This window comes from Pseudomonas sp. SG20052 (assembly GCF_031766055.1).
Lineage (GTDB): Bacteria > Pseudomonadota > Gammaproteobacteria > Pseudomonadales > Pseudomonadaceae > Aquipseudomonas > Aquipseudomonas mandelii.
Genome location: NZ_CP134498.1, coordinates 5,358,816 through 5,371,609, shown reverse-complemented (window position 1 = coordinate 5,371,609; position 12,794 = coordinate 5,358,816). Strand labels below are relative to the sequence as shown.

At 59.0% G+C, this 12,794-nt stretch carries 12 protein-coding genes; 9 read left to right on the top strand and 3 right to left on the bottom strand.

Features of this window, described 5'->3' with window-relative positions; translation table 11 throughout:
• The first annotated feature begins 56 nt into the window (after nucleotides 1-56).
• The 4 genes from RHP74_RS24640 to groL all read left to right on the top strand — a co-directional run bounded on the left by RHP74_RS24640 (nucleotide 57) and on the right by groL (nucleotide 3,566).
• Complete coding sequence (locus tag RHP74_RS24640; RefSeq protein ID WP_311096512.1) at nucleotides 57-788, top strand: HugZ family protein; 732 nt, start codon at nucleotides 57-59, stop codon at nucleotides 786-788.
• Nucleotides 789-854: 66 nt separating this feature from the next.
• Nucleotides 855-1,331, top strand: coding sequence for an FxsA family protein (locus RHP74_RS24635; RefSeq protein WP_010457646.1), 477 nt, complete (start codon nucleotides 855-857; stop codon nucleotides 1,329-1,331).
• A gap of 248 nt (nucleotides 1,332-1,579) precedes the next feature.
• Nucleotides 1,580-1,873, top strand: a complete 294-nt coding sequence (locus RHP74_RS24630; protein ID WP_007948593.1) for a co-chaperone GroES — start codon at nucleotides 1,580-1,582, stop codon at nucleotides 1,871-1,873.
• Nucleotides 1,874-1,922: 49 nt separating this feature from the next.
• The gene (gene groL / locus RHP74_RS24625; protein ID WP_008155543.1) at nucleotides 1,923-3,566 is read left to right on the top strand and encodes a chaperonin GroEL; all 1,644 of its coding nucleotides are present in this window, start codon (nucleotides 1,923-1,925) and stop codon (nucleotides 3,564-3,566) included.
• Nucleotides 3,567-3,735: 169 nt separating this feature from the next.
• Here the strand turns inward: groL and RHP74_RS24620 are convergent, their stop codons facing one another.
• Nucleotides 3,736-4,479 (bottom strand): phosphatase PAP2 family protein, encoded by a 744-nt coding sequence (locus tag RHP74_RS24620; protein WP_311096508.1) that lies wholly within the window; start codon nucleotides 4,477-4,479, stop codon nucleotides 3,736-3,738.
• Between the two features lie 218 nt (nucleotides 4,480-4,697).
• Between RHP74_RS24620 and colR the strand changes: the two genes are divergently transcribed.
• From colR to RHP74_RS24595, 5 genes are all read left to right on the top strand, one after another.
• Nucleotides 4,698-5,381, top strand: a complete 684-nt coding sequence (gene colR, locus RHP74_RS24615; protein ID WP_010457636.1) for a two-component system response regulator ColR — start codon at nucleotides 4,698-4,700, stop codon at nucleotides 5,379-5,381.
• A complete protein-coding gene (locus RHP74_RS24610) occupies nucleotides 5,371-6,645 on the top strand; it encodes a HAMP domain-containing sensor histidine kinase (protein ID WP_311096507.1) in 1,275 nt (424 codons plus the stop codon). Before colR ends, RHP74_RS24610 begins: the two co-directional genes overlap by 11 nt.
• Nucleotides 6,646-6,805: 160 nt before the next feature.
• Nucleotides 6,806-7,474, top strand: coding sequence for a class I SAM-dependent methyltransferase (locus RHP74_RS24605; RefSeq protein WP_304816620.1), 669 nt, complete (start codon nucleotides 6,806-6,808; stop codon nucleotides 7,472-7,474).
• Nucleotides 7,475-7,478: 4 nt separating this feature from the next.
• On the top strand, nucleotides 7,479-8,192 hold the full coding sequence (locus RHP74_RS24600; protein WP_311096505.1) for a lipopolysaccharide kinase InaA family protein: 714 nt from the start codon (nucleotides 7,479-7,481) through the stop codon (nucleotides 8,190-8,192).
• A 2-nt stretch (nucleotides 8,193-8,194) separates the two neighbouring features.
• Complete coding sequence (locus RHP74_RS24595) at nucleotides 8,195-8,422, top strand: hypothetical protein (RefSeq protein ID WP_077749882.1); 228 nt, start codon at nucleotides 8,195-8,197, stop codon at nucleotides 8,420-8,422.
• A 175-nt stretch (nucleotides 8,423-8,597) separates the two neighbouring features.
• Here RHP74_RS24595 and RHP74_RS24590 read toward each other — a convergent pair whose 3' ends face one another.
• Nucleotides 8,598-11,630, bottom strand: a complete 3,033-nt coding sequence (locus RHP74_RS24590; protein ID WP_311096504.1) for a multidrug efflux RND transporter permease subunit — start codon at nucleotides 11,628-11,630, stop codon at nucleotides 8,598-8,600.
• A 13-nt stretch (nucleotides 11,631-11,643) separates the two neighbouring features.
• Nucleotides 11,644-12,792: an efflux RND transporter periplasmic adaptor subunit gene (locus tag RHP74_RS24585; RefSeq protein WP_311096503.1), complete on the bottom strand. Its 1,149-nt coding sequence runs from the start codon at nucleotides 12,790-12,792 to the stop codon at nucleotides 11,644-11,646.
• Nucleotides 12,793-12,794: the final 2 nt, after the last annotated feature.

Genomic DNA, 12,794 nt, shown 5'->3' with positions numbered 1-12,794 from the left:
CTTATCCCCAGGCGCCTGTCCGTTTTTTCGACGGATTCTATATAAGGAGTCATAAATTGAGCGTTGAAGCGGCCAAGAATGCCCGAGAATTGCTTCTCAAGGAATACCGCGGGGTGCTGTCGACGCACTCCAAGTCGATGCCCGGTTTCCCGTTTGGCTCCGTGGTTCCGTATTGCCTGGACGAGCAGGGCCGGCCGCTGATCCTTATCAGCCGCATCGCCCAGCACACCCATAACCTGCAGAAAGATCCGAAATGCTCGCTCTTTGTGGGCGAACGTGAGGCCGACGATGTGCAAGCCGTTGGTCGCCTGACTTATCTCGCCGAAGCAGAAAAGCTCGAAGACGAGGCCGCGATCGAAGCGGCGGCCGAGCGTTACTACCGCTATTTCCCGGAGTCGCAGAGCTACCACAAGGCCCACGATTTCGATTTCTGGGTGCTCAAGCCTGTGCGTCACCGTTACATCGGCGGTTTCGGTGCGATTCACTGGGTCGACCAACTGACCCTGGCCAATCCGTTCGCCGGCAAAGCCGAACTGAGCATGGTCGAGCACATGAACGCCGATCACGCCAAAGCCATCGCCCACTACGTCGATTTGGCGGGGCTGCCGAAAACCGAGCCGGCGCAACTGGCGGGTATCGACAGCGAAGGCATGCACCTACGCATTGGCCAGGCCCTGTACTGGCTGCCGTTCCAGGCAGCTTGTAATACGCCGACACAAGTGCGCGAAGCCTTGGTTTTCCTGGCTCACGCCGAGCATTGGCCGAAAAATGAAGTGGCTGACGCTTGAATTCACGAAACGGCGACGTCATCTAGGGAAGACTGGCAAGGCATTCTTGCGTTGAGGAACCATTTGATGCGCCCTTTTTTATTGCTCTTTGTACTGTTTCCGGTGTTGGAGCTGTTCGTGTTCGTCAAGGTCAGCGGGGCCATCGGGTTTTTCCCGGCCCTGCTGCTGATCATTCTCGGCTCGATGCTCGGCGTGTTCGTGCTGCGCATCGCCGGTCTGGCCACTGCGTTGCGTGCGCGTGAGAGCCTGAACCGCGGCGAGTTGCCGGCCCAGACCATGCTTGAAGGCTTGATGCTGGCCCTGGCGGGCGGTCTGTTGATTCTGCCGGGCTTCGTCACGGACGTGCTGGGTCTGATCATGCTGCTGCCGATCTCCCGTCGACTGCTGGCCAATAAAATGCGCCAGCGCGCTGAAGAGGCAGCGATCCGCCAGCGGGCGTTTGCCGATGATCTTCAACCACGTGGCGGTCCTGCTCCGCAGCAGCCGCTGGGCCGCGAGCCGAACGTAATCGAAGGCGAGTTCGAACACCGCGATTCCAAGTAAAGCGTTTCAGCTGCACGGCACCTTCGGGTGCCGTGTTCGTTTTCGGGGCCTTGATGCAAAAAAATTTCGATCCCCGCCCTTGTAATAAGCTTATGCGCCCTTATGTAACGGTCACCGCAAGGTTTCTGGCGATCACGCCAGACAGACTTCCGCGGTTCGCTTGACGAACCGCACCCGGCACCGCCGGATTTGTTAAACCCGCCGGGAATACACCGGCCGATGAAAACCACAATTAGGAGAGATCGACAATGAAGCTTCGTCCTCTGCATGACCGCGTCGTCGTCCGTCGCAGCGAAGAAGAAAAGAAAACCGCTGGCGGTATCGTCCTGCCAGGTTCGGCTGCTGAAAAGCCAAACCAGGGCGAAGTCCTCGCTGTAGGCCCGGGCAAAGTCCTGGACAACGGTGAAGTGCGTGCGCTGTCCGTGAAAGTGGGTGACAAGGTTGTGTTCGGCCCTTACTCCGGCAGCAACACTGTGAAAGTTGACGGCGAAGACCTGCTGGTCATCGGCGAGAGCGAAATCCTCGCTGTTGTCGAAGGCTGATTCCCCGCTCATTTTCCCGTTACTACAAAGTATTTAAGGAATATCGATCATGGCTGCTAAAGAAGTTAAATTCGGCGATTCCGCCCGCAAGAAAATGCTCGCCGGTGTCAACGTCCTGGCTGACGCAGTAAAAGCGACCCTGGGCCCTAAAGGCCGTAACGTGATCATCGAGAAGAGCTTCGGCGCTCCGACCATCACCAAGGACGGCGTGTCCGTTGCCAAAGAAATCGAGCTGAAAGATCGCTTCGAAAACATGGGCGCGCAGCTGGTCAAAGACGTTGCCTCCCGTGCCAACGATGACGCAGGCGACGGCACCACCACCGCTACCGTTCTGGCTCAGTCGATCGTCAACGAAGGCCTGAAAGCCGTCGCTGCCGGCATGAACCCGATGGACCTGAAGCGCGGCATCGACAAAGCGACCATCGCTATCGTCAAAGAGCTGAAAGCCCTGTCCAAGCCTTGCGCTGACACCAAGGCCATCGCTCAGGTCGGCACCATCTCGGCCAACTCCGACAGCTCCATCGGCGACATCATTGCCGAAGCCATGGAAAAAGTCGGTAAAGAAGGCGTGATCACCGTTGAAGAAGGCTCGGGCCTGGAAAACGAACTGTCGGTTGTTGAAGGCATGCAGTTCGACCGTGGCTACCTGTCCCCGTACTTCGTCAACAAGCCAGAGACCATGACTGCCGAGCTGGACGGTCCGCTGATCCTGCTGGTCGACAAAAAGATCTCGAACATCCGCGAAATGCTGCCAGTCCTGGAAGCCGTTGCCAAAGCCGGCCGTCCACTGCTGATCGTGGCCGAAGACGTTGAAGGCGAAGCCCTGGCGACTCTGGTTGTGAACAACATGCGTGGCATCGTTAAAGTCGCAGCCGTCAAGGCTCCAGGCTTCGGCGACCGTCGCAAGGCCATGCTGCAGGACATCGCTGTTCTGACTGGCGGTACCGTCATCTCCGAAGAGATCGGCCTGAGCCTGGAAAGCACTACCCTGGAACACCTGGGTAATGCCAAGCGCGTGATCCTGTCCAAAGAAAACACCACCGTGATCGACGGCGCCGGCGTTGAAGCTGACATCCAGGCTCGCGTTCTGCAGATCCGTCAGCAAGTGGCTGACACTTCGTCCGACTACGACCGTGAAAAACTGCAAGAGCGTCTGGCCAAGCTGTCCGGCGGCGTTGCAGTGATCAAGGTTGGCGCCGGTTCCGAAGTTGAAATGAAAGAGAAGAAAGCCCGCGTTGAAGACGCCCTGCACGCTACCCGTGCAGCCGTTGAAGAAGGCGTGGTACCTGGCGGCGGCGTGGCACTGGTTCGCGCTCTGCAGGCAATCTCCGAGCTCAAAGGCGACAACGATGACCAGAACGTTGGCATCCAGTTGCTGCGTCGCGCTGTAGAAGCGCCACTGCGCCAGATCGTTGCCAACTCCGGCGACGAGCCAAGCGTTGTGGTCGACAAGGTCAAGCAAGGTTCGGGTAACTACGGTTACAACGCTGCGACCGGCGAATACGGCGACATGATCGAAATGGGTATCCTGGACCCGGCTAAAGTGACTCGTTCGGCTCTGCAAGCGGCTTCGTCGATTGCCAGCCTGATGATCACTACCGAAGCCATGATCGCTGAGATCAAGGAAGACGGCCCAGCGGGTGGCGGCATGCCAGACATGGGCGGTATGGGCGGCATGGGCGGCATGATGTAAGCCAGCCTTACCCCGTACATGAAAACCCCGCCGGTGATGAACCGGCGGGGTTTTTTATTGCCCGGCATAAAGTTGTGTGGTTTTTAAGGGCCTCTTCGCGGGCAAGCCTCGCTCCTACAGGTCCAGCGAAATCCCTGTAGGAGCGAGGCTTGCCCGCGAAGGCGTCAGTTCATACGCTAACCGGTTGTGCTTCGGACTCTTTTTCAGCCTTGGACGCCGGTCGATACAGGATGTAGTAGTAAGACCCCAGACAGATCAGCCAGCAAAAAATCGCCGTCCACACGTTATGCGAAAAGAAGTGCGCCCCCTGCATCATCCGGCTCACGGAAAACACCGTCCCCAGTGCAAACGCAAACACAAACGCCTGGCGCGCGAGTCGCGGACGACGGTCTCGCAGTACAAAAAACAGCGCAAAAAGCGTAAACCCGGTGGCGGCATGACCCCCAGGCCAGCAACGCCCAGGCTTGTCGGTTTGCGGACGCGGGCTGAGCAGTTCGCTGTAGGTTTCGTGGCCGCCGAATTGCTCGAGGCTCCACGGGCATTGCACGGCCGTCACCGCTTTCACTGGGGTCACGAACGAGGTCGCCAGCGCCAGCGACATCACCAGGCAACCCAGTTCGCGTTTGAGCGGCTTGAGCCTGGCGATGAAAAATGAGCCGATAAAGCCGATGATCGCAAACACCGAAAAGGCGATGACCAATTGCTTGGCTCGGTCATGCAGGATGTCTTCAAGGAAGTAACTGTGGCGTCCGATGAATTCCCCGGCGACCGGGTCGTAGAACAGTTTGGCCAGGTTCATGTCCAGAGACGTCAGCTCAAGCAGCACCAAACTGATCGCTGTGATAGCGGGCACACCCAGACACACCCAAAAGTTGAGCGGTCTGGAAGCGGGGCGGGCAGCGGTCGAAGCCATGGCAGTTCCTTGGTCGGTGAAGGGGTATGAAGTGCGCATCCGCGCGGAGTCTGAGCCCGGCGCTGTCATTGGCGTGTGAATCGATAGTGAAAAACTTGTTAAGCCTTCATCGGTTTTTCTATCGGATTGACAACAGCACGCAGTCCTAGCCCTGAGCCACACTTGGCCTTAAGCTGCGCGGGCCATGACGGCCGTTACTGTGTGCGGAGGAGGTGCCCATGCGAATTCTATTGGTTGAAGACAACCGCGATATCCTGGCCAATCTGGCCGATTACCTGGGGCTCAAAGGCTACACCGTGGATTGCGCGCAGGACGGTTTGTCAGGCCTGCACCTGGCTGCCACCGAGCACTATGACTTGATCGTGCTCGACATCATGCTGCCCGGCATTGACGGCTATACGCTGTGCAAACGCCTGCGCGAAGACGCCCGCCGCGACACGCCGGTGATCATGCTCACCGCGCGCGATCAGCTGGATGACCGGCTGCAAGGCTTCAAGTCCGGTGCCGATGACTACCTGATCAAACCGTTCGCCCTGTCCGAACTGGCGGCGCGTATCGAAGCGGTCATGCGTCGTGCCCAGGGTGGCGGTCGACGCGCCTTGCAGGTGGGTGATCTGAGCTACGACCTCGATACCCTGGAGGTGACCCGCGAAGGTCGCCTGCTCAAGCTCAACCCGGTCGGCCTCAAGTTGCTGGCCGTGCTGATGCAGAAAAGCCCGCATGTTCTGCGCCGCGAAATTCTCGAAGAAGCCCTCTGGGGTGATGACTGCCCGGACAGCGACAGCCTGCGCAGCCACGTCCATCAACTGCGCCAGGTGATCGACAAGCCCTTCGCCAAGCCCTTGCTGCAAACCGTGCACGGTGTGGGTTATCGCTTGGCCGAGAGTCGCGATGGAGTTTAAGCAGAGCCTCGCTCAACGGATCATCATCGCCTTTGCGCTGATGAGTGCATTGGTGGCAGGCGCCTTCGCCATGGGCATTGTGGCGACCGTGCACCTGGTGGAAGAAAAGCTGATTTCAGCCGGGCTGGGTGGCGATCTTCAACGGCTTCTGCTGATGGACAGCGTCTCTGACTGGAGCCATCGCCCCGAGCCGGACCAGCTGTTCTATTTCAGCGGTGGGCCGGGGGACTTCGAGTTGCCCAAGGATTTACGGCATCTGGAGCCCGGTTTCCACGAGGTCTTTCGCGAGCAGCTGTCGTATCACGCGATGGTTGAAGTGGTCGATGGCCGGCGTTACGTACTGCTGCAGGATCAAAGCGATTTCGAAGAACGTGAGCGAGTGCTGTTTGCCGTGGTGCTGGTGGGCTTCGTACTGAGCCTGGCGCTGGCAGTCTTTCTCGGTTGGGTCCTGGCGCGCAAAGTGATGGCGCCGGTGGTGCGTTTGGCTCGCCAGGTGCGTCATCGCGATCAATTGCTGGGTCTGGCGCCACCCTTGGCACCGGATTATGCCGCTGACGAAGTGGGCGAGCTGGCGGTTGCCTTCGATGCCACCCTTGGGCGGCTGCGCCAGGCATTGACCCGTGAGCGATTGTTTACCAGTGACGTCAGCCACGAACTGCGCACGCCCTTGATGGTGCTGGCCAGTTCCTGTGAGCTGCTGTTGGAAAACCCCGGTATCGACCAGCGTGGCCATGCCCAGGTCGAGCGAATTGCCCGCGCGTGCGCCGAGATGCGCGAGCTGGTGCAAACGTTCCTGATGTTGGCCCGGGCCCAGCGAGAAGACGCGAGCATGTCGCCGCAGCAGTCGTTGAGCCAGGTCGCCGACGGGCTGCTCAACCAGTGGCGCGAACCGATCGAAGCCAAGGGGCTGAGCCTGATCTTCGAACCGGGCAATCCGCTGGACACCTGTTACAACGCAACCCTCTTGCACGCCGTCATGGGCAACCTGTTGCGTAACGCGCTGCATTACACCGAGCGCGGGTTTATCCGCTTGACCCTCACGGCCACGGGTTTCACGGTCGAGGACAGCGGTGTGGGCATTCCCGAGGAAAAACGCGAGGCAATGTTCGAACCTTTCGTGCGCGGCAGTGAAAAGCGCGGCGAGGGCCTGGGACTGGGGTTGTCGCTGGTGCAGCGGATTTGCGAGAACCAGGGCTGGAGCGTCAGCTTGACCAATATGGAACCTAATGGCTGTCGTTTTCAGGTGCAATTGAGCCAAAGCTAGCGCTTGTTTGAGCAGTCGGGGCTCCGAGCCATGGTGGTCAACTTGAAAAATCTTGTAATGATTCAACATTTCCTTAACAATTTTTTCACAAAGGTATGACCTGACACTGACACTACGCTACCTAAGGTAGGTGCCATCAGAAGTTCAGGAGACCTTAATGATGGACGGCCCGATCAAACTCGATTTTTCCGAAAAGTACGACGATCAACACGCTCAAAGGTATTTGCAGAAGCACCAGGATGGCCTTGGTCGTAAGCTATCCCACTGGCGTGACGTGCAGTTGGCGCGAAAGGCGCTGAAGCTGGTCGGTGAGCCAGGGCTGGTCCTCGATTTGCCGTGTGGGGCAGGGCGTTTTTGGCCAATGCTGGCGGAGAAAGCCAATCGAGCGATCATCGGGGCCGACAACTCCGAGTCAATGTTGAAGATTGCCACCCAGGCGCAACCGGCCGACGTGGTGAAACGGGTACAACCCTTGCACACTTCCGCATTCGACATTGCCTTGCCCGACAACGCTGTCGACAGCATTTTCTGCATGCGTTTGCTGCATCACATCGGTGAAGCCGAGCATCGACTGGCCATTCTGCGCGAATTTGAACGAGTCACGCGAGACAGCGTGATCCTTTCGTTGTGGGTGGACGGCAATTTCAAAGCCTGGAAACGCAAGCGCTCAGAGAAACGGCGTGGGCAGGAAGGTTACCAAAACCGGTTTGTGTTACCGGCGGCCACGGTAGAAAAAGAGTTTGAACAAGCGGGGTTCCGTATTCAGGAACAACTGGACTTTTTACCGCTCTATGCCATGTGGCGAGTTTACGTATTACGCAAGAGGTAACAGGATGGCAGTGCAATGTGCAGCAGAAACGGACGTCGCTTCCCAGGACCGCTTCGACTATTTCTGGAATCAGCGCGGTGAGTGGGTAGAAGAACCCAACGTCCGTCGCGGTGGAGAAAGTGGCGTGCAGCGGGTCACGGGCAGCGATGGTCAACTGCTCTATGCCAAGCGGCAGACCGGGCATATCTATCGCAGCTGGCTGCACCCCTTCGGTCGTCCGACCGTGTTGCGCGAGCGTGATGCGCTCATTGGCCTGCGCGCGCTTGGGGTGAGAGTTCCGGAAATCGTTTTCTGCGGCGCACAGCGCGACCCCGTGCACAAATGGCGCGCATTGCTGGTGACGAAGTCGCTGGACGGCTTCGAGGAAATCGAACACTGGTACGCCGGCGGCGGTCGCGAGCGTCTCGGCGAAGCGGTGCATGAGCGCGTGTTGAAGGACCTGGCCGAAAACCTGGCCCGCATGCACAAGGGCCGTTGGCAGCACAGCTGCATCTATATCAAGCACGTTTTCGTGCGGGTGACCGGTGAAGGCGAGGCGGCCAAGGTCGAAATCGCCTTGATCGACCTGGAGAAGTGCCGGCAGCGCTTGACCGCCTATCGGGCGGCGGCTCATGACATGAAGCAGCTGCGTCGCCACTCGTCGTTCAGCACGGCGGACTGGCGCAAACTCGTCTACTTTTATGAGACGGCGTTTGGCAGCGCTATCAAAGGTTTATAGCAATGAAACTAGAAATTGCACGAGGTGTTTTTCTGATAGGAGCCTTGGCAGTTGCTTCATTGGCGGTGGCGGCGTGGGAACAGCCCCGCACGCAAGTTCTCAGTTCAGTGAACGGTGACGCGCACTGTCCGTTGCCACGGGTTGCCAAGGCATCTGTGGCATCTCAACCCGATCATGATTTGTTGCTGTTCATGTTCGGACTTTCTCAAGGAATGAGGCCGCAGAGTTGAACAGATTGAAGCCAAAATAAAAGGCCTCGCCAATGCGAGGCCTTTTTTTGTGCCGAATTTCAAGCCGTGCATGGCCCAAGGTGGGAGCGAGCCTGCTCGCGATGACGGCGGCACAGTCAACATTGAGGTGCCTGACACACCGCCATCGCGAGGAGGCTCGCTCCCACATGGATTATCAGTGTTCTTTTGCGTCGGGTTTGGCCAGCAGGGTGTAGATGCACGGCAACACGAACAGCGTGAATAACGTGCCGATCGACATTCCGGTTGCGATCACCATGCCGATATCAAACCGGCTGACCGCGCCCGCGCCCGTGGCGATGATCAATGGCACCATGCCGAATACCATCGCCGCCGTGGTCATCAACACCGGGCGCAGCCGGATTGCAGCAGCTTCTTCCACAGCTTCGCGAGGTGTCAGGCCTTTCTCTCTGCGCAGCTGGTTGGCGAACTCGACGATCAGGATTCCGTGCTTGGTGATCAGGCCGATCAAGGTCACCAGGCCCACTTGGGTATAAATGTTCATGCTCGACCAACCCAGGAACAGTGGAATCAACGCGCCACAGATCGACAGCGGCACTGTCACCAGAATCACCAGCGGGTCACGGAAGCTCTCGAACTGGGCCGCGAGGACCAGGAAAATGATCGCCAGCGCCAGGGCGAAGGTCACCCACAGCGCGCTGCCTTCCTGGACATATTGGCGCGAGGCGCCGGCGTAATCCATGGCAAAACCGGCCGGCGCTTCTTCCAGCGTAATCTGGCGCACGACATCGATGGCTTCACCCATGCTGACCAGCGGCACACCTGACAGGATGGCCGAGTTGAGCTGCTGGAACTGGTTCAACTGCCGTGGACGCGCCCGATCGCTGACGGTGATCAGGGTCGACAGGGCCAGCAGTTGGCCTTGGTTGTTTTTCACGTAGTAGTTGTTCAACCAGTCCGGGTTGTCGCGGAACGGTCGTTCGACCTGAGCGATGACCTTGTAGCTACGACCCTCAATGGTGAAACGGTTGATTTCCGCCTGTCCCAGCAATGTGGCCAGTGTTCCGCCCAGGTCCTGCATGGACACGCCCATCTGCGCGGCCTTGGCGCGATCGATGTCCACGACGACTTCGGGTTTGTCGAAGGCCAGGTCGACATCGACAAAGGCGAACTTGCCGGACTCCATCGCCCGTTTTTTCACCCGGTCCATCACTTGCAGCAGCGCTTCATAATCGTTGGCCGTGTTGATGACGAACTGAAACGGCAACCCTTCACCCGTGCCGGGCAACGAGGGCAGGTTGAAGCCGAAGACCTGCAGTCCGGCAATGCCCTCCAGTTTGCGCTGGACCTCGGGCAGGATGGCCATCTGCGTGCGGTCGCGCTCGTTCCACGGTTTGAGCAGGAAACCGCCAATCCCCGATTGCACGCCGTTGAATCCATTGATCTGGAACGAAGAGTAGTACTCGGGAAACTCCTTGAAGATCGTGATGAATTCGTCAGTGTAAGTGTTCAGGTAATCGAGGTTGGCCGGTTGCGGGGCGTTGGCCAGCATGAAAATGATGCCCTGATCTTCGTCGGGCGCCAGTTCCGACTTGGTGAACTTGAGCAGCACCGGAATCAGGCACAGCACAATCACCGCAAACACCAGGACCACCGGCCGGGTGTTGAGGGTGCCGTGGAGCATGCTTTGGTATCGGCGCTTGAGGCCTTCAAAAATCAGGTCCAGGCGGTGCGCGAGGCCGCTGGGATTTTCGTCGTGGCGCAGGAGCAAGGCACACATCATCGGCGACAGGGTCAACGCGACCACGCCGGAAATCACCACCGCACCGGCCAGCGTCAGGGCGAACTCCTTGAACAGCGCCCCCGTGAGCCCGGTCAGAAAACCGATGGGCGCATAGACTGCCGCCAGGGTGATGGTCATCGAGACCACCGGCATGGCGATTTCCCGGGCGCCTTCGATGGCCGCATCCAGCGGCTTCTTGCCTTCCTCGATGTGTCGGTGAATGTTCTCCACCACCACAATGGCATCGTCCACCACCAACCCGATCGCCAGCACCATCGCCAGCAGTGTCAGCAGGTTGATCGAGTAGCCCATCATCTGCATGAAGAACATCACGCCGATCATCGACAGCGGAATGGTGACCACCGGGATCACCACCGAACGCAGCGCCCCGAGAAACAGAAACACCACCACGATCACGATCAGCACGGCTTCGAAGAGGGTTTTCACCACTTCATCGATTGAGGCCTGGATGAACAGCGTGGCGTCGTAAGCGATTTCTCCTTTGAGGTTTTGCGGCAACTGGGCTTCCAGCTCCGGCATGATCTTGCGCACTTCCTTGATCACGTCCAGCGGGTTGGCACCCGGCGTGGCCTTGATGCCGATGTACACTGAAGGAGTACCACCGAACGAACTGATCGAGTCGTAGTTTTCCGCGCCCATCTCAACCCGCGCCACATCGCTGAGCAGCACGCGGCTGTCACCCTCGACCTTGAGCGGAATCGCAGCGAACGCTTCAGCGGACTTGAGTTCGGTGTTGGCATTGATGCTGGTGACGACGTACTCGCCTTTCACTTCACCGGCCGCAGAGAGGAAGTTGTACTGGCGCACCGCGTTGGTCACGTCGCTGGCGGCCAGGCCGAAACCGGCCAGCTTTACCGGGTCCAGCCACAGGCGCATGGCGAATACCTGGTTGCCGAGAATCTCGGCTTCGGCCATGCCCGGCAGGGTCGCCAGTTTTGGCTGGATGACCCGCGACAGGTAATCGGTAATCTGCGGGTTGCTCAGCTCCTTGCTGAAGAAACTGATGTACATGAGGGCCGAGGCGTCGGCGGCTTCCTTGCTCAGCACCGGGTCTTCGGCGTCTTGGGGCAGCCGGTTCTTCACCTCGTTGGCCTTGGCCAGCAGCTCGGTGAACAGGCGGTCGCTGTTGGAGCCGATGCGCGCGTAGATCGAGATCACCGAGAAGTTCTGGCGACTGACCGAGGTCATGTAGTCGATGCCCTCGGCGCTGGCCAGGCTTTGCTGCATCGGTTGGGTGATGTAGCCCTGGATGGTTTCGGCGTTGGCCCCGGGGTACGCCGTGGTGACCGTGATCAGGGCGTTTTCCATTTGCGGGTATTGGCGCAGCGGCAGCTTGCTCCAGGCCTGGAAGCCCAGCAGCACAATCAACAGGCTGACCACGGTGGCGAGCACCGGGCGGCGGATGAACGGATCGGTAAAAGCCATGAGGATTCCTTGATCAGTCAGTACGTGGCTGACTGTTCTTATCGGTCAGGGTCTTGTCGTCGCTGATGGCAATGTGTGCGCCGTTGTCCAGTTTGATCTGACCGGCCGTGACCACTTTTTCGCCGTTCTGCAAGCCTTTGGTAATCACCACCAGCCCGTCGCGACGCTCGCCGGTTTCGATGAAACGCCGTTCGGCGATCAGGATCGGCTGGCCCTTGTCGTCTTTTTCGAGGCTGCCGTCTTCGGCTTTTTTCTGCGCGACGATGTAGAGCGAGTTGCCGTACAGCGTGTACGTGATCGCGCTTTGCGGCACGACGATGCGCGGCTGCGGGTCGGGCAGCATCACCTGCAGGCTGGCGTACATGCCCGGCAGCAGATTGCCGTCGGGGTTGGCCAAGGTCGCGCGGACCTGAACATTGCGGGTGCTGTTTTCGACTTTCGGGTTGATCGCGCTGATGGTGCCGGGGAAGGTCTGTGTCGGGTAGGCCGAGACAATGATCTGTACCGACTGGCCGACGCCGATCTTCGGCACCGACTGCTCGGGCACGAAAAAGTCGACGTAGAGGCTACTGAGGTCTTGCAGGGTGGCGATCATGGTGCCGCTGGCGAGATAGTCACCGATGTCCACCTGACGAATACCGATGGTCCCGCTGAACGGTGCGAGCAAGCGTTTTTTGGCCAGCGCCGCCTTGAGCTGATTCACCGTGGCCCGGCTCTTTTTCAATATCGCCGAGAGCCGGTCAAACTCGCCTTTGGAAATGGCCTGGCTGCCGACCAATTGGCTGCCGCGACCGTAATCGAGCTGCGCCAACCCCAGGTCGGCTTGAGCGGTTTCGAGCAGGGCGGTTTCTACCACGCTATCAAGCAGAAGCAGCGGTTGGCCGGCCTTGACCTTCTGGCCTGACTCGAACTGCAAATCGATGACGGTGCCGTCGGTCTCCAGGCTCAGGTCCACGCCTTGCAGCGCCTTGAGGGTGCCGACGCTTGGCAGGCGAGCTTGCCACGGACGTTCCACGGCAGTGGTCGCGGCGACACTGATCGGCGGTTTCGGCGCGGAAAAGCCTTGAATCATCGTGTAGATGGAGAAGGCTTTATAACCGGCCAGGATCAGCACGATCAGCAGAACAACACCCAACATGATCAGCATGCGGCGACGCAGCATAT